Here is a 23,427-nt window from a genome sequence, read left to right on the forward strand (position 1 = left end):
GGTGAAGAGGGAATCCCGGCTGCGTCCTGTTGTACAGGGGGCGCAGCCGGGGTGTTGGTGCCTGGGGGTTCAGGTTGTGGTGGTGGGGTGGGGGAGTAGGGCGGCGGTGGTTTGGGCGGCGGTGTGGGCGATGTCGGGGTAGACGGTGATGTAGGTGTCGCGGGTGAAGGCGGAGGAGGTGTGGCCGAGGGTTTCTTTGACGATTTCGATGTCGATTCCGGCGGCGAGCATCATGGAGGCGGCGCCGTGCCGCAGGTCGTGCAGCCGGATGGGGGCAGGCCGGCTTGGTAGCTCAGCCAGTGGAACTGCTCGGTTACCCGGGCTGGGTGCAGGGGTGTGCCGGTCGGGGTGGTGAACACCAGCCCGGTCTCGGTCCAGATGTTCCCGGTGATCTGGCGTTTGTGTTGGTGGCGGTCCAGGTGGGTGTGCAGGGCGGTGACGGTTTCGGTGTCCAGGGCGATGGTGCGGTTGGAGGCGTCGGTTTTGGGGGTGCCTTGGGCGGTTTCCCAGCCGAGTTGGGTGATCTGCCAGCGGATGGCGGCGGTGGCGTGGTCCAGGTCCAGGTCGGCGATGCGCAGGCCGCAGGCTTCGCCGCGGCGGAGTCCGCGTAGTGCGATCAGGCGGTACAGGGCGTAGAGGCGGTGTCGTGCGGCGTAGGTGAGGAAGGCGGCGGTGTGCTCGGGTGTCCAGATCATCACCGGGCAGGGGCGTGGGGTGGAGATGTAGATGTCGATGACACCGGCCCGGTGCCCGGCGGTGCGTCGGCGGGCTTGGGCCTGGTGGTGGGTGTGCTGGGTGGTCCAGTGGTGGACGCGTTCGGGGTCCATACCAGGGGCCGGGGTTTGCTGGCGGGTGGGAGTTCGACGACGGCGGCGGGGTTGAAGTCGATCAGCCGGTCTTGCTTGATGGCGATGTTGAGGGCGTGCCGGGCGGTGGCGCGGATGCGGTGCAGGGAGGTGGGGCCGACCACGCGCCGTCCTTTGATCGTGGCGCGGAGCGCGGGGTCGGCGCTGGTGCGGGCCTGGCGGATGATGTCGTTGGTTTCTTCGATGGCGTCGAACAGGTCGGTGAAGTGGGTGACGGTGAGCTGGTCGATGGGGATGCGGCCCAGGTGCGGGATCAGGTACAGCCGGATATGGCTTTCGTAGCTGCGGCGGGTGTTGTCGGCCACTTTGCGTTTGCGGGCGAGACTGCCAACCCCGACAAGTTCTCCCGCCTGTTCGGATCCATGACCTGGACCTCCGAAGAGGTGCTGTCGGGTGAGGTGTTGGCGGCGGTAATGCAGGCGATGGACCGCACCCCGAAGATGCACGAGGGCAATATGTCCCACGACGTGCTCGGTGGGGCGTACGAGTACCTGCTGAAGCGGTTCTCCGATGGGTCCGGTATCCGAGCCGGCCAGTTCTTCACCCCGCGCGAGGTCGTCGAGCTGATCGTCGAGGTCCTGGACCCCAAGGGCTTCGAGTCGGTGTACGACCCGACCTGCGGGTCGGGCGGCATGCTCATCGCCTCCGCGAACCTCCTGAAGGCCCGCGGCGGTCGCATCGGTGAGGCGGTAGATAACGCCGCCGCGAGAGTAGGCTCGCCCAGCATCGAGCCACTTCTGTGGCACCACGGTGCCGTCTGTCTTGACGAGGACGCCCTTGCCCTTGGGGTCGAGCCCCAGCGTTCCCGCGCCGCATCCCTTCGCGTCGATGATGAGCCACGTGTCGCCGGTCAGCACCAGGTGGTCGATGTTGGAGGTGCCCAGGCTGAACGGGTCCAGGCCGCCTCCTTGCACCTGATGAAACCCATCTAGGTCGTGAAGGAGGTGGAAGTGGTCGGAGCGGCTCGCCAGCCACAGCTCGAGCGCCTTGGCTACTTGCTGCTCGTGGAAAGCTCCGCGTCGTGCATCCGCGCCGTACTTCGCGGCACCTGAGTCGCTAAGGCTCCAACCTGGTGAGACCGCCGTGCCCTACGGCGCCAACCCGGCCACCTGCCCGGTGCGGGCCGTCCGCGCCCTGGTGGCCACGCTCGCCGAGGCCGGGCGAACCTCCGGGCCGCTGCTGGTGCGCATCGACCGGCGCGGCCGCATCAACCCGCCGCTGACCCGGGGCGGGCGCCTGATCGGCGACCCGGACGGGCGGATGAGCTCCGACGTCGTCACCCGCATCGCCACCGCCGCCAAGCTGGAAGGCCGCTGGACCGGGCACAGCCTGCGCCGCGGCTTCGCCACCGCCGCCCGCCGCGCACCCCGACCGAGGAGAGGTCACCTGCAAGCGGTGCCTGAAGCTGCACGGGCACGAGCCGGCCACGGACCAGCTGGGGCTGTTCGAGGTCTGCGGCCCGGACCAGCGACCCGGACCCGAGCAGCTCACCGCTTGGTAGCGCATTACCCGGCGCAATAGCCCTCCTAGTAGTCGGCCGGCTTAACCGGGAAGGTCTGGCGGGCACGGCGTGCCCGCTCACGTGCCCGACATCCCGGCCGGTCGGCCCCCGACTCCTGGGTCCTTGTGCAACTACCGTACTGGCTGTATATAGTCGCTATGTACAGATATAGGCGAACGGAGGTCGTCGTGCGGGTGGTGTTGTCCAATAGCGGTGGCGTGCCCCTATATCAACAGATCAAGGAACAGGTCGGTGCGGCCATCCTGTCGGGGGAGCTCGTACAGGGCAGCGCTCTGCCGTCTGTACGGGTCCTTGCTCGTGATCTGCGGATCAGCGTTATAACCACGACCCGCGCCTACGCGGAGTTGGCTGCGGAGGGGTTCATCGTCACGGTCCCCGGCAAGGGCGCCTATGTTCTGCCGCTGGACTCGGCCCTGGTACGCGAGCAGCTGCTGCGCCGGGTGGAGGACGGTCTGCAGGCCGCCTTAGACGCCGCCTTGTTGGCTCGCCTGGATCGTGACGGTCTTATTCAGATCCTGGACGGCTTGCTCCAGGCCGGGCATGAGTACGCCTCAGCTCAGGAGGGATGAATCAGTGAACGGCGATCTCGCGTTCGCCCTGCGTGGAGTGGGCTGCGCGGTGGGCAACGGCTTCGCGTTGCGTGATGTGAGCTTCGAGCTGCCGACCGGCTACGTCATGGGCCTGATCGGTGCCAATGGTGCCGGCAAGACGACGACGATTCGTTGCCTGCTGGGCATGCGCGGGATCGAGACGGGAGAGATCGAGCTGTTGGGCCATCGGGTGCCCGGACCGGCGGCGCTGCGCCAGGACGTCGGGGTGGTGCTCGATCACACCTATCTCGTGGGCGATTGGCGGCTGGCTGAGGTCGAACGGACGCTGCGGCCCTTCTATGACCGTTGGGACAGCGTCCGATATCGACAGTTGCTCGCGGAGTTCGGCCTGGACCCGCGGGCGAAGGTCAAAGAAATCTCCCGCGGCATGGGGATGAAGCTGATGATCGCGGTGGCGCTGTCGCACCGGGCGCGGCTCCTTGTCTTCGACGAGCCGAAGCGGTCTTGACCCGTGGCTCGGGACGAGCTCGTCGGTATCATCGGGGACTTCCTTCTTGACGAGGGGCACAGTGTCCTGTTCTCCACGCACGTCACCACGGACCTGGACCGCATCGGCGACTTCGTGACGCTCATCCATGGTGGTCGGGTCGTCCGGACGGGCCGCAAGGACGAGATCCTGGACGGCTACCGGGTGGTGCGGGCCGGTCCGGACGAGCTGATCGACCTTGTCGGCGTAGAGCTGATCGGCGTCAAGCGGTCGTCCACCACGGCGCAGGCGCTGGTCCGCACCGAGGAGGCCGACCTTCTCGGCGGGGGCGTCCTGGTCGAGGTTCCCACCCTCGAGGAGATCGCCGTCCACATCGGAGTGTCGTCGAGGAACTCAGCGGCGACCGTGCCCAACGGCCGACGGGAGGAGTTCGCATGACCGCCGTCGCCCGGATGACGCTGCTCCACCTGCGTACCATTGCGCCGTATCGGATCCCGGGCCTGCTGGTGTTCGGAGCGATCGTCCTGATCGACTCCCGCAACCCCGTGGTTCTCGTACCGACGCTCGCGCTGGTGCTCGCGCCGATTCTCACCGCGCAGCCGTTCGTCGTCGGTGACAAGGCGGACCTGCAGACCCTGTACGCCGTGCTGCCCCTGCCGCGCCGAACGGTGCTGCTCGGGCACTACGCCTGGGCCCTGATGAGCTTTTTCGTCGTCGCCATCGCCGGTACCGCTCTGGCTGCTCTCCTCGCGCAGGCCCAAGGCATACCGTTCGGCAGAAGTGTGGCAACGCTGTTGACCCTGTGCTGGGCGCTGTTCGCAGTCAACATCTCGATTCAACTCCCGTTGCTGATCAGATTCGGCTACACCCGAATCAACCTCCTAGCCACCACCATGCCGGTGGCGCTGCTCCTGGCCGGCGTTGTCCGACTCCACCTGGACATCGAGTCGATCCGGGACTGGCTGGCCCTGTTCTGGGTGGCCGGCGGCGCCGCGATCGCAGCGTCCGCCACCCTGGCGTCGCATGCTTCCCGGCAACGGCAAGGCGCCTGACATGGCACCGCCGCCGGACGTGGAAGTCTTGTCGCTTCCGCATCCGCCCGTCGGCCTGCACGTCACGCTGGTTGCCTCCCGATGGTGGACGGTGCCGTGGCCCGTGTGGCTGACTGCCGGGCTGATGCTCGCCGGACTGCTCAGCCTGTCGGGGGCGTACGGCTTCCACGGCGACGAGCTCTACTTCATCGCGGCCGGGCGACATCCGGCGTTCGGGTACGTGGATCAGCCCCCGTTAACCCCGTTGCTGTCGGCGGCGTGGGCCGCGCTCCTTGGCGTCTCGCCGACGGCCACACGGATCCTGCCGGCGCTGGAGATGGCTTTCGTTGTGGTCATCGTGGGGTTCGTCGCCCGTGACCTGGGCGGCTCCCGCCGGGCGCAGGTGCTGGCCGCGCTGACGGCCGGCGTCTCGGGCTACCTCGCGGCCGGGCATCTGAACACCACCACGGAGCTGGACCTGTTGGTATGGGCGGCGGTGCTGGGGTTGCTCGTTCGGGTGCTCGCCGGCGGCGACCGGCGGCTATGGGTGGCAGTGGGGGTGGGTGCGGGCATTGGGCTGGAGAACAAGGACACACTGCTGTTTCTCGCCGCGGGCCTCGCCGTCGGGGTGCTGCTGTGCCGGCGCTGGGAAGTCGTGCGCTCGCGGTGGGCATGGGCCGCGGCCGCCATCGCGGCCATCGGGTGGGCACCGAATCTGGCCTGGCAGGCCGTACACGGCTGGCCGCAGCTGACCATGGCCTCGCAGATCGCCGGGTACGCCGCGACGAACCGGGCCCAGGTCTTGCCATTCCTGTGGCTGTTCACCGGTCCCTTGCTGTTCCCCGTGAGCATCGCCGGCCTGGTCTGGGTGCTGGGGTCGCGGGCGGCCGCGCCGTGGCGACCACTCGGGGTCGCGGCCCTCGTGGCGCTGGCCCTGGACCTCGTCAGCGGCGGCAAGACGTACTACGTGATCGGCAGCGCTTCTCTGTTCATGGCGGCCGGCGGGATCGTCCTGGACGGGTGGATCGCCCGGGGCCATCGACTGCTCAAGACCGCGGGGTTCGCCGCGGCGGCCATCACCTCCGGCGGGTTGATCGCGTTGCTGACCCTGCCAGTCCTGCCGGTCGCCGACTACGCCAGGACCACCTTGCCCGCCACCGTGCCCGACGTGGCCAATCAGATCGGCTGGCCGCAGTTCGTCGCCACCGTGGCGCAGGTCGTGTCCGCCCTGCCCCCGGAGCAGCGCGACCACGCGGTGATCCTGACCAATGACTACAGCGAGGCCAGCGCCCTCGTTCTCCTCGGCCAAGGACTGCCGCCGGTCTACTCGGGTCACAATTCCTACTGGAGCTGGGGACCTCCACCCGCCGCCCGCACCACTGTCGTCCACGTCGGGGATTGGCGACCGGCCAGTTGGGCCCAGTACTTCGCCGGCTGCCGGGATGTCGCCCATATCGACAACCAGCTTGGCATCGACAACGGCGAACAGGGCAGACCGGTCACGGTATGCACCAGCACCCGTGCCCCGTGGACGACGATCTGGCCCGCTCTGCGCACCATCAGCTGACACACCACGCCCGCAGGCCTGGTGAAGCCATCGGCATCTCGACTGCGTTCACTGGCACGGCTCCCGCCGAGACAGTCACTGTCACCTGCTTCGAGCTGCCGCCACGCAGCGGCTGGCCGGGTCACTGGTCGAGACCGACCACCGTTTCAGCGCCCGCGATCACACGGGCCTCAGTCGCCCTAACACCTTCAACGTCGGACGGGGACAGCTTGAAGATACTGTCCAGCGCGCTTCTACAGCACGCTTGCACGACCTCACTCCCGCGGGGAACCGTCCTGGCTCGGAGAGGATCAAAGCTGCCGTCCGGAGCAGATCCCTCGCGCGCTCACCATGCGCCCCCTCTTGTAGTCGAGATGTGACAACTTCTGGGTCAGTGCCTTGATCTTCCCCTTCAGCGTCTCGACCGGTTTGTCGGCGATGAAGGTGTAGACGTGCCACTTTGACCAGCCTTGGCATCCGCAGGCACGGCCGGTCCTATGACGGACACGGCCGCGGCTCAGTGCCGCCCTACTTGATCGCGGCCAGGTCCAGGACGTACATCTCGTTCTTGATCGGGTAGGTCATCAGCCGGTCGAGGCCGCCGTCGGGGATCGCCATGGTTCCTTTCGCATCCGGCCGTACGCCGAGATCGGCAGACCTGCCAGTGTCGGCGTCGTAGAGCGTCAGGACGGCCTGGTTTCCCGGTCCCCTCAACGTAACCTTGAAGAAGCGCTCCAGGCTGGCGTCGTCGCCTTGCTGGAAGGTGCTTGGCAGGTGGCGCTCGTGAGAACCGTCTCGGTCGCGGACGAACCTACGCAGGATGGTCTGGGTCTGCACCGTGTCCGGGCACCGGCGAGTGCCGCACTTGATCTCCTTGCCGGAGCTGTCGCGGGGGCGTTTGACCTTGACGGTCTTGTATCGCACGGCCACGCCCGTGCACCGGTCGACGCCGCACCTGACCTCCTCGTCGGCCTTGACCACGGCGTCGCGCCGCTCACCGGTCTCGACGTTGAGCAGCTCGCGGAAGATCGCCTTTCCTTGGTGGATGCCCACCCATGGCCATTGCAGGATGTGGTGCTGCTCGGCGCCCTTCACCGGCTGCGGCGAGCCCCCGCTCAGGGGTACCCGGTAAACCCCGCCTTTCTCGTAGGCGAAGACCACGTCCGAACTCGTCACCGTCAGCCCGTTGATGTGCCCCTGCTTCATGACGTTTCCGAGGGGGACGTCGGTCACCGGCCGAGGCTGGCCGCCAGCGGCCGGCACCGTCCAGATCCGGGCGACCCGCGGGCCGCCCGCCTCCTTATAGGACGCCCACCAGACGATGCTGCCGCTACCGGCGGCGACACCGTCGGCGAAGATCGCCGATCCCTTGGTCGGGGGGATCTCGGCGATCTGCCTGGGCTGGCCAGTGCGCAGGTCGTAGCTCCACAGGAACTGACGCTTTCCGTCACTCACGCCCGTCATGACCAGTAGCGTGCGATCGTCGAGGAGTAGCTGCGGGTAGTACGCGCGGCCATCGGGCAGCTTGGCCGGGATTTTGTGTACAGCCTGCGGCCACACCTTCTCGACGGGCGGCGGAATCTTGTCCGCCGGCGGCTCGGCGTCGCCGGTCGTGCTTACCGCTGGGTGCGGCTCGGCCGCCGCGCCCAGGGCCCTCACCGCCACGCCCACCCCGCCTGCCACCAGGACCACGGCCGCGGCCGCGTGCACGGCGGCGGTCCGGGCCCGCCGCTGGCGATGGCGCGTCTTGACCGTCGCGAGCAGCCCGGCCGGCGCCTGCGGCGCACGATGCGCCGCCCCAGAAAGGACACGGCTCAGTTTGTCTTCCAGATCGGTCATCGCATGCTCCTGTGGATCGGTGAGGAGACGAGGGAGGAACGCAGCTTGTCCAGGCCCCGGAAGGCCTGGCTGCGCACGGTTCCGGAAGAGATGCCGAGCACCTTGGCGATCTCGGCGTCGCTGAGCTGTTCGTAGTAGCGCAGCACCAGCACGGCACGCTGTCTGCGGGGCAGCGCGGCCAGCTCTTCCCAGAGACCCTGGTCCTCATCGAGAGGGAAGACTTCGTGGTGAACCCGGTCCGGCGGCTCTCCGATGAGGTGTTCACGCCTGTGCCGCCGCCAGACGCTGATGTGTAACCGCGCCATCGTGGTTCGGACGTAGCTGTGCGGGCTGTCCTTGCGTCTCACCCTCGGCCAGGCGCTGCACAGCCGTACCAGTGCTTCCTGGACCAGGTCGGCGGCGTCATGTGGGTTTCCCGTCAGGACGTATCCGTAGCGGAGCAGCGCGTCCGTCTGCTCGGCCACGAAGTTGTCGAAGCCGGGTTCGTCATCCACTTGTAGTCCCTTCGGTAGTCACGTTCCAGACGGCCGAAGGGACGAAGATGTTGCATCACTCGGCGAATGCTTTCTCGGGGTCTTGTGGATTGCCCCGGCCGGAATTGAACGATAAGCCTCCGCCGGAGGCCAGGCAGGCTGCGAAGGGGTGTGGGTGGATGGGGGCGCCCACGATGCGCACACTGCGCCTGCCGATATTGCCATCTGGCCAGGTCATAGCCTTGTAGGGTTTCGCTTGGCGTGACGCGATCTCCAGCCATCTGAGCGGGGACCGAGTGAGGCAGGATGATCACTTGTGCTCCTTCGCCTGGCCTATCTGACCGTCACGAACGCCTTTGCCGCGCTGCGGCTGCTGCCGATGGGGGATAGGGACAAGGACGTCGAAATTCTTGCTCTGCGCCACTAGATCACCATTCTTGAAAGACAGCTCGGCGCGGAGACCGAAGTGAGGTTCGCTCCGGAGGATCGCGCCTTCCTCGCCGCGCTCCTGGCATCTCTGCCCCGCCAGGTCCTACGCCGACTGCGCCTGCTCGTGCGTCCGGATACGGTCCTTCGCTGGCACCGCGATCTGCTGAAGCGGCGTCACGCCCGTACCTGCCGGCCCAAGCGGCAGGGGCGCCCGCCCACCGTGCGCTCCATCCGTGTGCTCATTCTGCGGTTGGTCCGGGAGAATCCCTCGTGGGGTTACAGGCGAGTGCACGGCGAGCTCACCACTCTCGGCATCAAGATCGCGCCTTCCACCATTTGGGAGATCCTCAAGCAGGAAGGCGTGGATCCCTCCCCGGCGCGGGCATCCACTACGTGGGCCGATTTCCTGTGTTCCCAAGCCGACGCGCTGCCGGCCTGCGACTTCATCGAGACCGTCATCCTGAACGGGCAGCGGCAATACATTCTGGCTGTCAGCGAGCACGCCACCAGGCGGGTCCGTGTGCTGGGCACCACTGCCCAGCCGACCGCCACCCGGGTCATCCAGGCGATCAGGAATCTCGTGATGGACCTGGAGGACGCCGGCTGCCGGGCTCGCTATCTGATCAGGGACCGGGACGGGAAGTTCCCGGCCCTCATGGAGGAGATCCTCGCCGACTCCGGCATCCACACGGTGCTTACCGGTATCTGTATCCCGCGGATGGACTCGGTCATGGAACGGTGGGTGCAGTCGTGCCGCCGCGAGCTCCTGGACTGCTGCTTGCTCTGGAACGAACGCCACCTACGGCATGCCCTGCGCGAGTATGAGGAGTTCTACAACCAGCACAGACCCCATCAAGCCCTGGACCAGGTGGCTCCACTACGCGCCAGCCCGGACCCAACCACAGATCCGGCCACAGTCGCCGACCTGAACGTACACCGACGGTTGCTCACGACTTCCGCGGCGTCCATCCATCAGTTGGGCGCTGCCGCCGCGCTCGTCGGCGGTCGTGAAGGACTGCGAGCCAGCGAGGCAGGGCACGCCGGGGGCAGGGGACTGTGGAGCAGGTACGATGTCGCGGCGAACACGATGCTCGCGGGGGGCTGGCTCATCGAGCAGCACACCCTGAGGACGCAACGCCACCTTGATCAGGCGACCGATGACGCGGTCAGGCTGAAGGATCTCGCCGTCATCGGATCCGCGCTCACGAACATCGCGACCGTCGCGGCCGGTCAGCTCGTGAAGCATGAGTTCCCACAGGGGCTGCCGCTGGACGCGGAGGGCAATCTCGCCTCCGGCGCGTCCCGGCGCGGGAAACGCTACTACCGCTGGTTCACGGTGATGAAGAGGCTGAACCGAGCTTTCGCGGCCGGTGCGATCGGTCTCACTCCCAGCGTGAACTTCAAAGTCCTGCGCTCTTACCGGCCTGGAGCGATCTTCCGGCTGTTCACCTGACGGAAACCGGCGGTGAGGACAATGACGATCGCGCAGACCGCGACCGCTTCGGTGGGCCGCCTCGGCTTGGCGGCCGCCGCGTTCGGCAGACCTGAGTTCGCCCGCAACGGCGAACGGCCCGAAGCCGCCGGTGAGCCCGCCGAGACGGCCACCGGCGTCCGGCCCGGCATGAGCGACTCCATGTACGACCTGCTCGTCAACGCCGCCATCGCGGCGGGATGGCTGAGTGAGCGAAGAACTCTGTACGGCCGGTCCCTGGGCAGGGACGCGAAGTTCATGGTGACCGCCAAGGACGTGCTCGTCGCCGGCACGGTTCTCACCGGCGCCGCGGCCTTGGTCGGCAAGCTGCTCTCACGCGGCGAATCCCCGGCCGGCCCGTCCGTCTCCGGGGCGGAGAACGCGTCCGCTGACGCGGCCACCGACACCGAGGGCAATCGCCGTCGTCTGCGATCGATGACCGAGCTCAACCGCGCCTTCGCCCTGCTCGCGGTGGCGTCCACCCCCTTCATCAACTTCGCGTTGTTCGACTCGTACCATCCCCACCCGCTACGCAGCTTCTTCTCGCTCTGGTGAGGCGCCGAAGCTCACCGGCCCTCGTCGAGGTAGGCGAGCACGGCCAGGACGCGGCGATGGCCGGTGTGGGTCGACGGCAGTCCGAGCTTGCCGAAGATGTTGCCGATGTGCTTGTGCACGGCGTTGTCCGTGATGAACAGGCGTTCGCCGATCTCGGTGTTGCCGAGTCCCCCCGCCATCAGTGCCAGCACTTGGCGTTCTCGATCGCTCAGTGAGCAGACGGTGCCTGTACCCATGAGCTGGGCGACGACCTCGGGATCGATGACGGTGCCGCCCCCGGCGATCCGGCGCAGGTCGTCGATGAACTCGCCCACCCGGCTCACCCGGTCCTTGAGCAAGTAGCCGACGCCGCCGGTGCCGTCGGAGAGCAGTTCGCGGGCGTACACCTTCTCCACGTATTGCGACAGCACCAGTACGGGCAGGCCGGGGTGCCGCCGCCGGAGCTCCAGCGCCGCCTTGATTCCCTCGTCGCGAAATGACGGGGGCAGCCGCACGTCGGCTATCACAATGGTCGGCCGGTGCCGTTCCACGGCGTCCAGCAGTCCGGGCACGTCGGTGACGAGGGCCGTGACTTCGATGTTCCTGCTGCCCAGAAGAAGTTCCAGGCCCGACGCGAGCAGGACGTTGTCCTCGGCGATCACGACGCGCACGGTAGCTCCGCGGTGATGGTGGTGGGCCCGCTGGGCGGGCTGGACACCAGTACGGTCCCATCGAGGGCCGCCGCCCGGTGGCGGACGCCGGCGAGGCCGGTGCCCGAACTCTCGTCCGCCCCGCCTCTGCCGTCGTCGGTCACCTCGATCAGCAACCGGTCGTCGCGCCGTGCCACCCTGACCAGCACCCGGCCGGCGCCGCTGTGCTTGGCGGCGTTGGTGAGCGCTTCGGCGACGATGAAGTAGGTGCAGGTCTCGACCGCCGCGGGCAGCCTGCCGAGCTCGCCGAGCTCCACCTCGACGGGGATCCCCGCCCGCGCGGCCAGCGCCGATACCGCGCCCGCCAGCCCCCGGTCGGCGAGGATCGGCGGATAGATCGTGCGGACGACGTCGCGGAGCTCGGTCATGGCCTCCTCCGCACCCTCGTGGGCCTCCTTGAGCAACCTGGCCAGCGCGTCCGCTCCGCCGGGGAGCGACTCCCTGGCCAGGCCCAGCCGCATCGCGATGGCGACGAGCCTGGCCTGCGTGCCGTCATGCAGGTCACGTTCGATGCGGCGCAGCTCCGCGGCGTGCGCGTCCAGCACGCCGGCCCGGCTCTGCGCCAGCTCGCCGATCCGGTCGGTCAGCCGTTCCTCGGCCGACGGCGCCAGCACCGCCAGGCAACCGCGCGCATGCCGGCGTGCGAGCCACGGTACGGCCCACCACGACACCGCCCCGGCGACGACGGCCTGCGTCGCGCCCATGGCCAGTGCGCCACTCCACCCGGTCACAGGAACGCCGATGAACCGTTGCGGCTCCTCGGCCGGGAACACCCACCACAACGGTGCCCCCACCAGGGGGAACACGGCTCCGCCCACGCAGGCCAGCGCCAAGAGCCCCAGAGGGACGCCGATCGCCACCTGCCACAGCGTCCAGCGCAGGTCCCGCGCGGTCTCCGCGTCGTCCAGCAACAGCCGCCACCGCGTACGAACTCCTTGGGACGGGAGCGGGACCGCCGGGCGTGCGGGAATGGAAATGCCCAGTGACGCGGCGGCGCGGCGCCGGTGCCATTCGGCCCACCGTCGCAGGCCTGCCGGGATCCGGTAGAACACCGTCGATCTGAGCCCGCACGCCACCGCCGGGAGCGCGCAGACGGCCAGAACCGGCAGGACGAGCATCGTCGCCACCGCCGTCGGCAGGCCGATCAACAGATATCGGCCGCCGCGCCGTACCTCTGCCCAGCGTTCGCGCATGTCTCCATCCTTCGATAGCCCAGTCTGCCGCGCGTCGCGACGACGATCACCAGGGCGAGAGCGCCGAAGCCGATCAACCCGACCAGGTACCTGCTGTCCAGCACAGGGATCGCGGGAAAGAACGCCGGCCACAGCACGGAGCCGAAATTGTTGATGTTGGCATGGAACAGCATGACGACCGGAAGGCTTTCCCGCGTGCTGTTGAACAGCCAGGTGACCACGATGTTGAGCACCAGGGTGAAGAGAAGGAACTCCACCACCGTCCCGAGCGCGGATGCGCCCATTCTCCAGCCGGTGAGGAACAGCGGGAGGTGCCACCCGGCCCAGAGCGGCCCGAGAATGAGCGCGCCGGCCATGGGGCCGTACCGTTGCTGTACGCGGGGAAGAGCGTATTCCCGCCACCCTGGTTCCTCCGCCAGTCCCGTGGTGACGAGTTGCACGAGAAGCATCGGCAGGAACGCCAGAACGGCGGGTGCCGCGGGCAGGCTCAGCGCGCCGGCCGCCCCCGGCAGCGCGAACGTCGCCGTCACCATGATCGCGGGCACCCCGGCGAGGGCGAGCAGGTACCACCGCGCGCCGGCCCGCCACCTGAGGAACGCGCGCAGCCACCGCCGGACTCCCGGCCGCCCTTCGAGAAGCCGGGTCATCAGGTACGCGGAGAAGATGGGGCCGAGATACGCCCCCGGCATGACGCCCAGGAATTGCGACGTGCCGAGCACCGACGGGTAGCGGAAGCGAAAAACCGCCAGCCCGTCCTCGGAAAGCATGTACGGCAGCCAGGCCAGCCAGCTGAGGCCGTAAGCGAGGAGAAAGAATCCGGTCAAAGGATGCCGGCGGAGAAATGTCCGAACGGGTCTGCTCTTGTCTGGGGGCACGCCTGAAATGTTTCCGCGCCGCGGACATCGCGCGATATACAGGCCGCCACCGAGTTCGGACTACAGCCTGCTGTACCAGCCGGCCAGCGCGAAGCGCCCCGCCGTCCTCGCCGGAGCGGAGCGTCCAAGACGCGACTACCGTCTCGCGTCGGCGCGGGACTCCAGGTAGAGCATTCCGGACAGTACGGCGACCAGTGCGGTGAGCTGGGCGAGTGCGTGGAAGATTCCCAGCGGGATGGTGGCCAGGGCCGCTACCGCGGCCACCGCTCGGTAGTGGACTCGTTCGATGCGGAGGACGCGCCGGAACGCCACGTCGGCTGACAGGTACAGGGCCAGGCCTCCGGCCAGGAATGCCGCTTGGGGGAGCTCCAGGTGGGTGGTGGCGTGGCCGACTGCTTTCTTGATGCCGGCCGCGACCGCGACGATGCCGGCCAGGAGCCCGAGGTAGGCCAGGCCGTAGGCGTTGAAGGCGGCGCGGACCCGCTGACGTGGCTCTACCGCGTCGAGGGCGGACTCGGCCCGGGTGTCGTCGCCGCCGAAGTAGACCCACCACATCAGGTACGCGAGCGACAGGCCGAGCAGGGCGACCAGCACCACCGGCAGGTTCAGCTCCACGCCTTCCGCCCCGGCCCCGATGGCCACCAGTGACTCGCCGAGCGCGATGATGATGATCAGGCCGTGGCGCTCCACGAAATGTGACGGCGCGATGGTGAACTTGTCGATCGGGTCGATGTACGGCGCGGCCCGCTGGACCGCGACGGCCAGGAGCCACAGGCCCCAGCGCCAGCCGTCCGGGGCGAACCCGCCGGCGAGGACGAGCGTCGCGCTGACGAGGTTCAGCGGGGCCAGCGTCCGGAACGCCCGGAATATCTCGGGGCCGCCGGCGAACCCGAACAGCGCGGTGTGGACGGCGATGGCCGTGAAGTACCCGAGTCCGAATGCCACTCCGGTCGAGGCGAAGGCGTCCGGGACGGCCAGCGCGATCACGAGGAAGCCGCCCATCCCGACCAGCATGAGGGCCCGGCGGGACGTGCTGTTCGGGACGATCGCGTTGGCCAGCCAGGCGTACCCGCCGTACATCCACATGATCATGGTCAGCATGAGCACGACCTCGGCGACGCCGGTCCAGGTCAGGTGGTCGGCCAGCACAGCGGTCAACTGGGTCGCGGTGAACACGAAGACCAGGTCGAAGAAGAGCTCAAGCGTGCTCACCCGCGCCACGGGTCCTGAGGCGGCCGCCATGTCGGTCCTTCCAGCCTCGCGAGGGTCGGGATCTTGTGACAGTCGGCATATTAGGGACATGAGGTTACGGCCGCCCACCGATCACACCTGACCCGGGGAGGCTAGCGAGGGCCCAGCCCCGTCTTTCCGTCGAGCAGCTCACGTGCGAGGTGGCCGGCGTGACGTGCGGTCTCCTCGATCATGTGCAGGACGATCCGGCGCAGGTCGGTGATCTCGTCCCCGAGCGGAGGGGGGTGATGTCCCCGCGGGGGCGCCGACAGCGGTGTGGCGGCGAGGACCTCGCCCAGCGGTGTCCATCCCGAGGGCAGGACGGCGGTGGTCAGGGCCTTGTCGTCGAGCCCGTCGACGATCGCCAGCACGCTGGCGCGCTGCGCCTCTAGGAACATCAGTAACGCGTTCTTCTCGCTGTCGTCCACCGGGCCCACTCCCTTGCCGATCAGGGCGCCAAGAGCCGCCGCGAGGCCTCGCGAGGATCGAGACGCGTGCCGGTCGTCTCGCCGACCGGAGCGCGCCGCACGCTAGCGGACGGCGCCGACATTCCCGGGCGCCGGTGCGTCAGGGCCGGACGGTGAGTTCCTCCAGGATCGAACGGATCGGGGTGGCCGGGTGCCGGAGGAGGGTTTCGAGGTCGGGGCCGGTGGTGGAGAACTCTCCGCGGCGGGACGCGTGGAACATGCCGAGCAGCATGTTCGCCTGGTCCGCGGGTACGCCGTGCCCGATCATGGTGGGCGTCCACGCCGCGTCGTCGGCCACGACGCGGCGGATGGGGCGGCCGGTGAGTTCGGTGACGATGGCGGCGATGTCCGCCAGGTCGAGCGCGTCCGGTGCGGTCAGCGGCGGGGTCGGGCCGTCGAAGCGGCCCTCGTCGGCGAGGATCGTCGCAGCGGCCTCGGCCAGGTCGGCGTGTGTGGTCCAGGAGACGGGGCCGTCGGCCGGCGCGACGAGCTCGCCGGTTTCGAGGGCGCGGCCGAGCAGGTGCCGGACGGTGCCGGCGTAGAACCCGTTGCGCAGGGCGGTGAAGGGTGTGCCGGTCTTCGACAGGTAGTGCTCGGTGGCGGCGTGGTCGGGCATCGGCGCGAAGACCGAATCCTCGGCGGCGGCCTGGTGGCTGGTGTAGAGGATGCGCTTAGCGCCGGCGTCGCGAGCGGCGTCGATGGCCGCGACGTGCTGGGCGACCGCCTCCTCGCCCGTCCGGTCGGTCGAGACGATGAGCACCTGCGATGCGCCCTCGAACGCGCCGGCGAGGGAGCCGGGGTCGGTGAAGTCGCCGCGCCGCACGCGTACGCCGCGTGCGGCCAGGTTCGCGGCGCGGGCCGTGTCGCGGACGCTGACGCCGACCTGGTCCGCGGGGACCCGGTCGAGCAGCCGGTCGACGATCTGGGAGCCGAGCAGGCCGGTGCCGCCGGTGATGATGATCATGTTCGCCCTCTCTTTGCTAACGATGGAACCTATTGGACGCTATCAGCGTTAGCAACAGAGATAGCACAGATGCGTTATCGTTGGAAACATGGCAGACGCTAGGCCGGACGGCGACGGCAGGCACAAGACGCGCGCGAAGATCGTGGAGTGCGCGGCGCAGCTCCTGCGTGAGCAGGGCGCGAGCGCGGTCACCACCCGCGCGGTCGCGCAGGCGGCCGGCATGCAGGCGCCGACCATCTACCGGTTCTTCGAGGACAAGGACGCGCTGCTCGACGCCGTCGCCGAACACGTATTCGCCACCTACGTCGCCGGGAAGGCACTCACCGGGGACGCCGGCGACCCGGTCGCGGATCTCCGGGCGGGGTGGGACACGCACATCGGCTTCGGTCTCGCCAACGCGGCGCTGTTCGGCCTCCTCGCCGACCCCGCCCGCGGCGCTCGTTCACCGGCGGCGGCCGCCGGCCAGGAGGTCCTGCGCGCCCGGGTGCACCGCGTCGCGGCGGCCGGCCGGCTCCGTGTCCCGGAAAGACGCGCCGTCGAACTCATCCACGCCGCCGGCACCGGCGCCGTCCTCGCCTTGCTCGCCACCCCGCCGGAACACCGGGACCCGGGCCTCGCGGACGCGATGTACGAGGCGGTCGCGCGATCGATCCTCACCGAAACGCCGGCCCTTCCCGCGGACGACGTGATCGCGGCCGCCGTCACGTTCCGGGCCCTCGTCCCGGCGCTGCCGATGCTCACCGGCGGCGAGCGCGCCCTGCTGTCCGAGTGGCTGGACCGGTGACGGCTATCTTTCCGCATTTAGCCATATTTACAGCACATTCCACTTCATAAATCCGGGCTCGGGGTCCGTAGGCGCGATGGCGTGGCTCTCCGAAGGGAAGTAGAGAATGCCCCTCAGAAAGGAACAGGCCAAGGAGTTCTTCGGGTCGCTTTACGACAGGGCGGCCACTCCGGATCTCAACGAGTTCGAGTCGGCGGCGATCCGTCTGGTCGCTCGCGTCGACACCTCGGCGGCGCCGGGGGATCGGGCGCTCGGGCTGCCGCGCTCCGTGGTCGGGCGGTAGACGGCCGCGTCGGGAGAACGCCGGGGCGAACCGGCGGGAGACGTCTGCCCGGTTCCGAGTGGAAAAGACCCCTCGGGCCGGGCAGAGGCGAAATCGTTCGGGCAGACAAACGAAGAATTCATGAGGGGCCGATGATGTCGTCGACTGGTATCGCCGGATTGGAATGGTCGCCAACCCAATCGATCGATAATGGCGGCGGGTCGTCCGTCGTGCCTTTTCCGACCACGCACCTGGTGCACATCGTCTTCCACGGCGACCGGCCCTTCGCGCACGGCCAGTACGGATTCCACCTGGGTCTCGAAGACCGTCTGACGTTTCTCGGGCCCCCTGGACAGGTCGCGCACGGATACCGCGCGGGACGAGGAGCTCCCGGTGGCGCGGCCCAATCCGTACCCGGCCTCGGAACGGTTCCACGAGCTGCTGAGCGCGATGCAGAGCGAGACCCTGGGCCTGGTGGATCACGAGTACCCGACCACCCAGGACGTGGTGTTCGCCGACGGGATCGCCTCCACCCTCATGTTCAGGAAGCAGCTCACCGCGGTGCAGCAGGGCCCCGACTGGGAACCGATCGACGGCATCGACGGGCTGGGCTGGCGGCGCCATCTGGTGGTGTGGTCGGGTGACACGGTCGGCTACGCCGCACTCACCGACCCGGCGCCGTTGCAGGTGATCGATCACGGCACGGCTCCGTACTCCACGGACGCGTACGGCATCCACCAGCAGTGGGGGACCGGCTGACCTTCGTGGGACCGGCCGATCAGCGGGCGGTGATCCGGTTCATCGACTGCCGGGAAGGCTCGCCCACGCTGCACAGGGAGATCACCCATGAGTTCCGGCCGTCCCCGCTGCGCTACCTGGTGGTGCCCGCCGGGGTGGCGCACGCGTGGTGGCGCTGGGCCGTCCGTACGACCGGATCCGCGTCGCCCCGCGCGTGATGGCCGAGGTCGCGGAGAACAGCGCCATGCTGGTCGGCCAGACGGGCAAGGAGGTCTGCGCCGGCCCACCCGCCATGATCGACGAGATCCTGGAACTACTGGCCGTCGGCGGCAGCAGGGGCGATCCCGGCCCGATCACCGCTCTGCTGCCGGCCCCCGAACGGCTCCTGGACTACGCCGAGGCCGTGGACGACCTCGTGCTCTGGGAACTGGTCACCGCACTGCGCGCGCACGAACTGGTCCGTACGCTCGGCGGTCTGCCGGACGGTGACACCTGGGCGGCGGGTTACGCCCGGGACGGATTCGCCACGGCCACCTGGCCGCTGCTGGCGGCACTGGACGCCCCCTCGGTGGAGGCGATGGTGGCCGGGCTGGCCCCGCTTCGGTCGGCTGCGGGCCGCCGCCTACCACGCCCTGGATCGGGACCCGCCCACCCCGTCCGGCAGGGAGTCGGTCACCCGGCTCTGCGGCACGTTGCCAGGTGCGTACTTCATCAGTCGAGGCAGAACTCGTTGCCTTCCGGATCGGCCATGATGATGTGCCCGGCCTCGAGCGGGGGAGCGGGCTCGTGCCGCTGGAGGCGGGTGGCGCCGTAGGAGATGAGCCGGGCGGCTTCTTTCTCCAGGGCTTCCATCCGTTCGTCGCCGCTGAGGCCGGGGGCGGCACGCACGTCGAGGTGCAGGCGGTTCTTGGTCTGCTTGGGCTCGGGGACCCGCTGGAAGAACAGCCGCGGGCCGGAGCCCTCGGGGTCGATCACCGCCGAGGCGTCGTTGCGGTTCTCGGGGGGGATGCCGAACGCCTCCAGGGCCTGGTCCCAGGACTCGAAGCCGCCGGGCGGGTCCTGCAGCCGGTAGCCGAGGGCCTCGGCCCAGAAGGCCGAGAGCCTGGCGGGGTCGGCGCAGTCGAAGGTCATCTGGATCTCGCGGGTCATGTCAGCTCGCCTTCCGTCGGGTGTGCAGGTGGAGGTCGCGGAGCAGGCATACCTCGGCCAGGTGGTGGATGAGTTCGCGGTTGATGTGGAGCACCAGTGCCGCCAGGGGATGGTCGGCGTACGGTCCCTCCGCCTCCCCACACGGACGGGCCAAGCCGGTGTCGCCGAGGGACTCGACTCCGGCCATCCACGTGGCGTACTCGGCGTCGAGCTGGGCCAGCGCCGCGGTCGCGGTCGGAGCGTACTCGAACGACTGGTAGTCGGTGGGCTTGCGGTCGAAGTGGGCGGCGTTGCGCATCGCGAGGACGCCGACGATCACGTGGCCGAGTCGCCAGGCGATCGTCGTGAACGGCGGCGGCTCGGGCATCGGCATCGCGAAGTCGATGGTCATCGCGCCGGCTCCGGCCTGCACCTGCGCGGTGCCGGTGCCGCGCGGGCGCACGTTCCAGCTGCCGGGCGCCGGCTCCCAGAAGTACTCGTCGTCGGTGAGCCCGTCGAGGCGATCGCGCAATTGATTGGTCCAGTGCCAGGCGATCTGATCCCGGAGCAGAGAGTTCCAGTTCTGGTCGTTCATGGTCTTCATCTTGGCGCCTATAGCGGACAGATACGTTCCTAGATCTGTGGAACGATGAGCCCGTGACCGTCGAGGCGACGACCGAGCGGGTGCTGCGGCTGCTGGCGCTGCTGCAGCGCCGGCCGTCCTGGACCGCCGCCGAGCTCGCCGCCGAACTGGGGGTCACCGACCGTTCGGTGCGCCGCGACGTGGAGCGGCTGCGCGCGCTCGGCTACCCCGTGCACGCGACCGCGGGCGTCGGCGGCGGCTACCACCTCGGCGCGGGCACCCGGCTGCCCCCGCTGCTCCTCGACGACGAGGAGGCGATCGCGACCGCGGTGTCCCTGCGGCTGGCGGCGGGCGGCACGGTCGCCGGGGCGGGGGAGGCGGCGCTGCGCGCGCTGGCGAAGCTCGACCAGGTGATGCCTCCCCGGCTGCGCGCCGAGGTGCGGGCCGTGCACGGCGCCACCGAGACCCTGGTCGGCCCCGGCATCGAGATCGACCCGGAGCTGCTGGTGACGCTCGCACGGGCCTGCCGCGACGCCGTGCGCGTGCGGTTCCGCTACGCCGCCCGCGACGGCGAGGAGCGCGAACGCACGGTGGAGCCGGTGCGGATGGTCGCCACCGCCCGCCGCTGGTACCTGATGGCCTGGGACACCGGCCGCGACGACTGGCGCACCTTCCGCCTGGACCGGATGCGCGAGGCGACGGCCACGACCTGGCGCTTCCGGCCGAGGGAACATCCGGACCCGGTCGCCTACGTCCAGCGTTCCGTGACCGAGGCCCCGTACCGGTATCTCGCCAGGATCCGGGTGCACGCCCACCCCGACCGGATACGAGAACTGGTGCCGCCCCAGGTGGGCCGCGTCGAGGACGACCACGACGGCTGGTGCGTGCTCAACGTCGGCGGCGAGAACCTGGACTGGCTCGCCGTCCACGTGGCCCGGCTGAACTTCGAGCTGGAGGTGCTGGATCCTCCGGAGCTGCGCGAGGCCATCGCCCGGCTCGCGCGCCGCCTCGCGGCGATGACCGGCTGACCTTACTTGGAACGCCGGGTGAATGGTTCGCCGTATAGCTCATTTAGGACATGCCCGGAAAATGTCCGGCCTTTATCTCGATGATGACGCTACAGACGGGCCGTACTTTCGACTGTTAGCCTCATATGCCATGAGAAAGGCCATCGTCGCGCTGGCAATCACCATTGCCACTCTCTTCTCCCTGTCCGTATTCTTCGCGTCGCCCGCCTCGGCGACCGAAGGGACGATCATCGTCGAGAACTGAACGTTCTCCAAGGTCCAGGGCCGGCGAGGCTGAAGCGCCGCACGCCGCCTCGCCGGCGAAGAATGGCGCGGGTTCATGCGCACCAAATATCAGCCGATCACGGAACTCCTGGCGGCTGTTCCCGTCAGCCAGAGCACCATACGCCTGAGCTTCACCGCCATCGCTGAAGCCGTGTCCGGCCTGCCCAACAGCGCCTACGTCCACCGCACCTGGTGGGCCAACCACCGCCACAACCGCCAGGCCGGTGCCTGGCTCGCGGCGGGCTGGCGGGTGGACGCGGTGAACCTCCCGGACGAGGTCGTCACCTTCACCCGTCTCCAGCCGCAGACGCAGCCGGCTCCCGTCGCCCGTCGCCCGGTCCCGCCGTGGCTGGTCATACCGGTCCTCACCGTCGCGTCCGGCGTGGTGACCAACCTGGTCACCGAGGCGACCAACATCGTGTTCGGCGTCGCGGCGGCGGTCCTGGCCGTGGTGCTGACCGGTGTCGTGTACATCAAGAGCGCGGGAGCGTCATCCACCGGGGTGCGGCGGCGCCTGCCGACGGTGGTCGCCGTCGTCGCGGGCACCATCGCGGGTCTCATGGCGGTGTTCGCCTGGATACAGAGCACGCAGGCGCCGGCCCCCGCGACGCGTCCGCCGGCGTTCGGTACGGCCATCGGGGAGCCGTTCCTCGGTCACGCCGGCGAGGTGGAGTCGGTGGCGCTCGGCGAGATCGACGGCCGTCCCGTCGCCGTCTCCGGCGGCGGGGACGCGATGGTCCGGGTCTGGGATCTGCGCACCCGCCGGCAGATCGGCCGGCCCCTGTCCGGCAACGGCAGCGGAGCCCTGGCCTTGGCGGTGGGGCAGATGGACGGCCGCCCCGTCGTGGTCTCCGGCGGTGTGGACACGACGATCCGCGTGTGGGACCTGCGTACCGGAAGCCGCGTCGGACGGCCCCTGCTGGGGCATTCGGACTGGGTCTACTCGGTCCAGGTGGCGACGCTGGACGGCCGTCCCGTCGTGATCTCCGCCAGCGGCGACCGGACGATCCGCCTGTGGGACCTGCGGACCGGCAGCCAGGTGGGGACCCCCTTCACCGGTCATACCGACCGTGTCGAATCGGCGCTGCTCACCCAGGTCGACGGCCGTCCGGTCATCGTCTCGGGTGCCTGGGACGGCACCGTCCGGGTGTGGGATCCCCGCACGCACACGCAGATCGGCGACCCGATCCCGACGGGAGACGGCGTGCTGGTGTGCGTCGCGGTCGGGCAGGTGGACGGCCGTCCCGTCGCGGTGTCAGCGGGGTGGAGCGACCACACGGTACGGGTCTGGGATCTGCGCACGCGCACCGAACTCGGCCGGCCCTTCACCGGCCACCGCTCGAACGTCGACGTCGTGGCGGTGGTCGAGATCGAGGGCCGTCCGCTGATCGTCTCCGCGGGCGGGGACATGGTCGTCCGCGTCTTCGACCCCTACACCGCCACACAGATCGGCGGTCCCTTCGTCGGTCACACCGACAGCGTGGGATCGCTCGCGCCGGGCACGCTGGACGGCGCGCCCATCGTGGTCTCCGGCAGCCGCGACCACACGGCACGCGTGTGGAGCCTGGTGCCGCCCGCGGAGCCGACTCCGAGGTGAGCGGCGTGACCGCTATTCCGGGGCCGGGTAGCCGCACGCGTGGATGAGCGACCTGATCCGCAGGGGGTCGAGCAACCGGCGTAAGGACGCGGGCAGGGTGGGCCAGTCGCGGAGGTCGCGGGGGAGGCGGGCGTAGTCCTCGCCCGCGTAGACGCGGGTGGTGAGGACGTCGGGGTCGAAGGACTCGCTGTTCAGGCCGGTGTGTTTGGCGATGGTGTCGCTGGTGCCGGTGGGGTCGGCGAGGAGGTCCTCGTAGCGGAGGCGGAGGACCGGGAGGTCGGGGTCGGGTGGGGCCAGGAAGTCTTCCGCGACGCGTTGCCAGTTGTGGATGGCGTCCTCGGTCAGCTCGCGTGTCCAGCGGCCGCCGGTGTTTCGTTCCCATTCGTCCAGGCTTCTCAGGATGGCCCGGGGGTCGCGGATCAGCAGGATGACGGCCAGGCCAGGGTAGAGGGACTGCAGGCGGCGGGCGTCGGCCAGGGTGTAGCGCACCTCCTTTAAGCCCCAGACGGGGCGGCCGAGGTCGGTGGCGGGGGTGATGTACAGGGTGTCGATGAAGCGGTGGAGGGCGTGCAGGATCAGGTCGCGGTCGGGGGTGAGGTTGGCCATCCAGCCCTGGTGGGCGTGCTGGGAGAACTCTGTGCGGGCTTCGCCACCGTACTCCTGCGACCAGTACAGCAGGCCTTCCGCGGCTTCCAGGATGCGGCCGAGCCGGCCGCCGCTCTCGCCCCAGATGAGGACGCCCGGGTGGGAGGTCAGCAGCCGTTGCAGGAGCGTGCTCCCGCAGCGCTGGCCGGCGGCGAGGATGAGCAACGGCGTGTGCGGTGTCGTCATCTCCCCTCTCTACATGCGGCGGAC

Annotated in this window: 27 protein-coding genes and 3 pseudogenes; 15 read left to right on the forward strand and 15 right to left on the reverse strand. The window is 69.2% G+C overall.

The window, feature by feature from the left end:
- Positions 1-69 precede the first annotated feature (69 nt).
- A pseudogene (locus tag ACFP1K_RS13140) lies at positions 70-695 on the reverse strand (site-specific integrase).
- Positions 695-1,171, reverse strand: coding sequence for a tyrosine-type recombinase/integrase (locus ACFP1K_RS13145; protein ID WP_380751383.1), 477 nt, complete (start codon positions 1,169-1,171; stop codon positions 695-697). Before ACFP1K_RS13145 ends, ACFP1K_RS13140 begins: the two are co-directional and overlap by 1 nt.
- A gap of 150 nt (positions 1,172-1,321) precedes the next feature.
- Between ACFP1K_RS13145 and ACFP1K_RS13150 the strand changes: the two are divergent.
- Positions 1,322-1,531, forward strand: a pseudogene (locus ACFP1K_RS13150) (HsdM family class I SAM-dependent methyltransferase); the annotation flags it as partial.
- 207 nt (positions 1,532-1,738) lie between these two features.
- On the opposite strand, the pseudogene ACFP1K_RS13155 reads toward ACFP1K_RS13150, so the two are convergent.
- Positions 1,739-1,843: pseudogene (locus ACFP1K_RS13155) on the reverse strand (hypothetical protein); the annotation flags it as partial.
- 111 nt (positions 1,844-1,954) lie between these two features.
- Complete coding sequence (locus tag ACFP1K_RS13160) at positions 1,955-2,215, reverse strand: hypothetical protein (RefSeq protein ID WP_380751386.1); 261 nt, start codon at positions 2,213-2,215, stop codon at positions 1,955-1,957.
- 340 nt (positions 2,216-2,555) lie between these two features.
- Here ACFP1K_RS13160 and ACFP1K_RS13165 point away from each other — a divergent pair, with 340 nt between their 5' ends.
- Genes ACFP1K_RS13165 through ACFP1K_RS13185 form a run of 5 tightly spaced genes read left to right on the forward strand, consistent with a single transcriptional unit; the run spans position 2,556 to position 6,024 of the window.
- Positions 2,556-2,957: a GntR family transcriptional regulator gene (locus ACFP1K_RS13165; protein WP_380751389.1), complete on the forward strand. Its 402-nt coding sequence runs from the start codon at positions 2,556-2,558 to the stop codon at positions 2,955-2,957.
- 4 nt (positions 2,958-2,961) lie between these two features.
- Positions 2,962-3,447 carry an ATP-binding cassette domain-containing protein gene (locus ACFP1K_RS13170; protein ID WP_380751392.1) on the forward strand — a complete coding sequence of 162 codons (486 nt, stop codon included), beginning with the start codon at positions 2,962-2,964 and terminating at the stop codon, positions 3,445-3,447.
- 3 nt (positions 3,448-3,450) lie between these two features.
- The gene (locus tag ACFP1K_RS13175) at positions 3,451-3,864 is read left to right on the forward strand and encodes a hypothetical protein (RefSeq protein ID WP_380751395.1); all 414 of its coding nucleotides are present in this window, start codon (positions 3,451-3,453) and stop codon (positions 3,862-3,864) included.
- Positions 3,861-4,478, forward strand: coding sequence for an ABC-2 transporter permease (locus tag ACFP1K_RS13180; RefSeq protein WP_380751398.1), 618 nt, complete (start codon positions 3,861-3,863; stop codon positions 4,476-4,478). Before ACFP1K_RS13175 ends, ACFP1K_RS13180 begins: the two co-directional genes overlap by 4 nt.
- On the forward strand, positions 4,450-6,024 hold the full coding sequence (locus tag ACFP1K_RS13185) for a glycosyltransferase family 39 protein (RefSeq protein ID WP_380751401.1): 1,575 nt from the start codon (positions 4,450-4,452) through the stop codon (positions 6,022-6,024). The genes ACFP1K_RS13180 and ACFP1K_RS13185 overlap by 29 nt, the downstream gene beginning before the upstream one ends.
- Positions 6,025-6,531: 507 nt before the next feature.
- Here the strand turns inward: ACFP1K_RS13185 and ACFP1K_RS13190 are convergent.
- Together ACFP1K_RS13190 and ACFP1K_RS13195 are read right to left on the reverse strand one after the other, a co-directional pair.
- Positions 6,532-7,842 (reverse strand): TolB family protein, encoded by a 1,311-nt coding sequence (locus tag ACFP1K_RS13190; protein WP_380751404.1) that lies wholly within the window; start codon positions 7,840-7,842, stop codon positions 6,532-6,534.
- Complete coding sequence (locus ACFP1K_RS13195) at positions 7,839-8,336, reverse strand: SigE family RNA polymerase sigma factor (RefSeq protein ID WP_380751407.1); 498 nt, start codon at positions 8,334-8,336, stop codon at positions 7,839-7,841. The genes ACFP1K_RS13190 and ACFP1K_RS13195 overlap by 4 nt, the downstream gene beginning before the upstream one ends.
- Positions 8,337-9,030: 694 nt before the next feature.
- Between ACFP1K_RS13195 and ACFP1K_RS13200 the strand changes: the two genes are divergently transcribed.
- Complete coding sequence (locus ACFP1K_RS13200; protein WP_380751410.1) at positions 9,031-10,197, forward strand: integrase core domain-containing protein; 1,167 nt, start codon at positions 9,031-9,033, stop codon at positions 10,195-10,197.
- A 21-nt stretch (positions 10,198-10,218) separates the two neighbouring features.
- The gene (locus ACFP1K_RS13205; RefSeq protein WP_380751413.1) at positions 10,219-10,770 is read left to right on the forward strand and encodes a hypothetical protein; all 552 of its coding nucleotides are present in this window, start codon (positions 10,219-10,221) and stop codon (positions 10,768-10,770) included.
- A gap of 11 nt (positions 10,771-10,781) precedes the next feature.
- On the opposite strand, the gene ACFP1K_RS13210 is transcribed toward ACFP1K_RS13205, so the two are convergent.
- The 6 genes from ACFP1K_RS13210 to ACFP1K_RS13235 form a co-directional block, all read right to left on the reverse strand.
- The gene (locus tag ACFP1K_RS13210; protein WP_380751416.1) at positions 10,782-11,420 is read right to left on the reverse strand and encodes a LuxR C-terminal-related transcriptional regulator; all 639 of its coding nucleotides are present in this window, start codon (positions 11,418-11,420) and stop codon (positions 10,782-10,784) included.
- On the reverse strand, positions 11,408-12,652 hold the full coding sequence (locus ACFP1K_RS13215; RefSeq protein ID WP_380751419.1) for a sensor histidine kinase: 1,245 nt from the start codon (positions 12,650-12,652) through the stop codon (positions 11,408-11,410). Before ACFP1K_RS13215 ends, ACFP1K_RS13210 begins: the two co-directional genes overlap by 13 nt.
- Positions 12,604-13,527: a CPBP family intramembrane glutamic endopeptidase gene (locus ACFP1K_RS13220; RefSeq protein WP_380751422.1), complete on the reverse strand. Its 924-nt coding sequence runs from the start codon at positions 13,525-13,527 to the stop codon at positions 12,604-12,606. Before ACFP1K_RS13220 ends, ACFP1K_RS13215 begins: the two co-directional genes overlap by 49 nt.
- Before the next feature lie 135 nt (positions 13,528-13,662).
- Positions 13,663-14,739, reverse strand: a complete 1,077-nt coding sequence (locus ACFP1K_RS13225; RefSeq protein ID WP_380751425.1) for a low temperature requirement protein A — start codon at positions 14,737-14,739, stop codon at positions 13,663-13,665.
- 131 nt (positions 14,740-14,870) lie between these two features.
- A complete protein-coding gene (locus ACFP1K_RS13230) occupies positions 14,871-15,185 on the reverse strand; it encodes a mycothiol transferase (protein ID WP_380751428.1) in 315 nt (104 codons plus the stop codon).
- A 139-nt stretch (positions 15,186-15,324) separates the two neighbouring features.
- Positions 15,325-16,188 (reverse strand): SDR family oxidoreductase, encoded by an 864-nt coding sequence (locus tag ACFP1K_RS13235; protein WP_380751431.1) that lies wholly within the window; start codon positions 16,186-16,188, stop codon positions 15,325-15,327.
- 88 nt (positions 16,189-16,276) lie between these two features.
- On the opposite strand from ACFP1K_RS13235, the gene ACFP1K_RS13240 reads away from it, so the two are divergent.
- From ACFP1K_RS13240 to ACFP1K_RS13260, 5 genes are all read left to right on the forward strand, one after another.
- Positions 16,277-16,972 (forward strand): TetR/AcrR family transcriptional regulator, encoded by a 696-nt coding sequence (locus ACFP1K_RS13240; protein WP_380751434.1) that lies wholly within the window; start codon positions 16,277-16,279, stop codon positions 16,970-16,972.
- Positions 16,973-17,078: 106 nt separating this feature from the next.
- Complete coding sequence (locus ACFP1K_RS13245; RefSeq protein WP_380751437.1) at positions 17,079-17,255, forward strand: hypothetical protein; 177 nt, start codon at positions 17,079-17,081, stop codon at positions 17,253-17,255.
- A gap of 372 nt (positions 17,256-17,627) precedes the next feature.
- A complete protein-coding gene (locus tag ACFP1K_RS13250) occupies positions 17,628-17,993 on the forward strand; it encodes a hypothetical protein (RefSeq protein WP_380751440.1) in 366 nt (121 codons plus the stop codon).
- Positions 17,978-18,190, forward strand: coding sequence for a hypothetical protein (locus ACFP1K_RS13255; protein ID WP_380751443.1), 213 nt, complete (start codon positions 17,978-17,980; stop codon positions 18,188-18,190). Before ACFP1K_RS13250 ends, ACFP1K_RS13255 begins: the two co-directional genes overlap by 16 nt.
- Positions 18,139-18,786 (forward strand): hypothetical protein, encoded by a 648-nt coding sequence (locus ACFP1K_RS13260; protein WP_380751446.1) that lies wholly within the window; start codon positions 18,139-18,141, stop codon positions 18,784-18,786. Before ACFP1K_RS13255 ends, ACFP1K_RS13260 begins: the two co-directional genes overlap by 52 nt.
- On the opposite strand, the gene ACFP1K_RS13265 is transcribed toward ACFP1K_RS13260, so the two are convergent.
- Both ACFP1K_RS13265 and ACFP1K_RS13270 read right to left on the reverse strand, forming a co-directional pair.
- Positions 18,684-19,121: a VOC family protein gene (locus ACFP1K_RS13265; RefSeq protein WP_380751449.1), complete on the reverse strand. Its 438-nt coding sequence runs from the start codon at positions 19,119-19,121 to the stop codon at positions 18,684-18,686. The genes ACFP1K_RS13260 and ACFP1K_RS13265 overlap by 103 nt on opposite strands.
- A 1-nt stretch (position 19,122) precedes the next feature.
- Positions 19,123-19,695: a DinB family protein gene (locus ACFP1K_RS13270; RefSeq protein ID WP_380751452.1), complete on the reverse strand. Its 573-nt coding sequence runs from the start codon at positions 19,693-19,695 to the stop codon at positions 19,123-19,125.
- A gap of 62 nt (positions 19,696-19,757) precedes the next feature.
- Here ACFP1K_RS13270 and ACFP1K_RS13275 point away from each other — a divergent pair, with 62 nt between their 5' ends.
- The gene (locus ACFP1K_RS13275) at positions 19,758-20,711 is read left to right on the forward strand and encodes a helix-turn-helix transcriptional regulator (protein WP_380751455.1); all 954 of its coding nucleotides are present in this window, start codon (positions 19,758-19,760) and stop codon (positions 20,709-20,711) included.
- A 319-nt stretch (positions 20,712-21,030) separates the two neighbouring features.
- On the forward strand, positions 21,031-22,572 hold the full coding sequence (locus ACFP1K_RS13280) for a WD40 repeat domain-containing protein (protein WP_380751458.1): 1,542 nt from the start codon (positions 21,031-21,033) through the stop codon (positions 22,570-22,572).
- A 12-nt stretch (positions 22,573-22,584) separates the two neighbouring features.
- On the opposite strand, the gene ACFP1K_RS13285 is transcribed toward ACFP1K_RS13280, so the two are convergent.
- Positions 22,585-23,403: a sulfotransferase gene (locus tag ACFP1K_RS13285; protein WP_380751461.1), complete on the reverse strand. Its 819-nt coding sequence runs from the start codon at positions 23,401-23,403 to the stop codon at positions 22,585-22,587.
- Between the last annotated feature and the right edge of the window lie 24 nt (positions 23,404-23,427).

It is taken from the genome of Sphaerisporangium aureirubrum, assembly GCF_042658925.1.
Taxonomy (GTDB): Bacteria; Actinomycetota; Actinomycetes; order Streptosporangiales; family Streptosporangiaceae; genus Sphaerisporangium; species Sphaerisporangium aureirubrum.

What these genes read in the sequence shown, in the direction of transcription:
- ACFP1K_RS13180 (WP_380751398.1), top strand. Translation starts at nt 3,861, where the DNA reads ATGACCGCCGTCGCCCGGATGACGCTGCTCCACCTGCGTACCATTGCG.
- ACFP1K_RS13185 (WP_380751401.1), top strand. Translation starts at nt 4,450, where the DNA reads ATGCTTCCCGGCAACGGCAAGGCGCCTGACATGGCACCGCCGCCGGAC.
- ACFP1K_RS13265 (WP_380751449.1), bottom strand. Translation starts at nt 19,121, where the DNA reads ATGACCCGCGAGATCCAGATGACCTTCGACTGCGCCGACCCCGCCAGG.
- ACFP1K_RS13205 (WP_380751413.1), top strand. Translation starts at nt 10,219, where the DNA reads ATGACGATCGCGCAGACCGCGACCGCTTCGGTGGGCCGCCTCGGCTTG.
- ACFP1K_RS13240 (WP_380751434.1), top strand. Translation starts at nt 16,277, where the DNA reads ATGGCAGACGCTAGGCCGGACGGCGACGGCAGGCACAAGACGCGCGCG.
- ACFP1K_RS13285 (WP_380751461.1), bottom strand. Translation starts at nt 23,403, where the DNA reads ATGACGACACCGCACACGCCGTTGCTCATCCTCGCCGCCGGCCAGCGC.
- ACFP1K_RS13270 (WP_380751452.1), bottom strand. Translation starts at nt 19,695, where the DNA reads ATGAACGACCAGAACTGGAACTCTCTGCTCCGGGATCAGATCGCCTGG.
- ACFP1K_RS13245 (WP_380751437.1), top strand. Translation starts at nt 17,079, where the DNA reads ATGCCCCTCAGAAAGGAACAGGCCAAGGAGTTCTTCGGGTCGCTTTAC.
- ACFP1K_RS13190 (WP_380751404.1), bottom strand. Translation starts at nt 7,842, where the DNA reads ATGACCGATCTGGAAGACAAACTGAGCCGTGTCCTTTCTGGGGCGGCG.
- ACFP1K_RS13235 (WP_380751431.1), bottom strand. Translation starts at nt 16,188, where the DNA reads ATGATCATCATCACCGGCGGCACCGGCCTGCTCGGCTCCCAGATCGTC.
- ACFP1K_RS13280 (WP_380751458.1), top strand. Translation starts at nt 21,031, where the DNA reads ATGCGCACCAAATATCAGCCGATCACGGAACTCCTGGCGGCTGTTCCC.
- ACFP1K_RS13215 (WP_380751419.1), bottom strand. Translation starts at nt 12,652, where the DNA reads ATGCGCGAACGCTGGGCAGAGGTACGGCGCGGCGGCCGATATCTGTTG.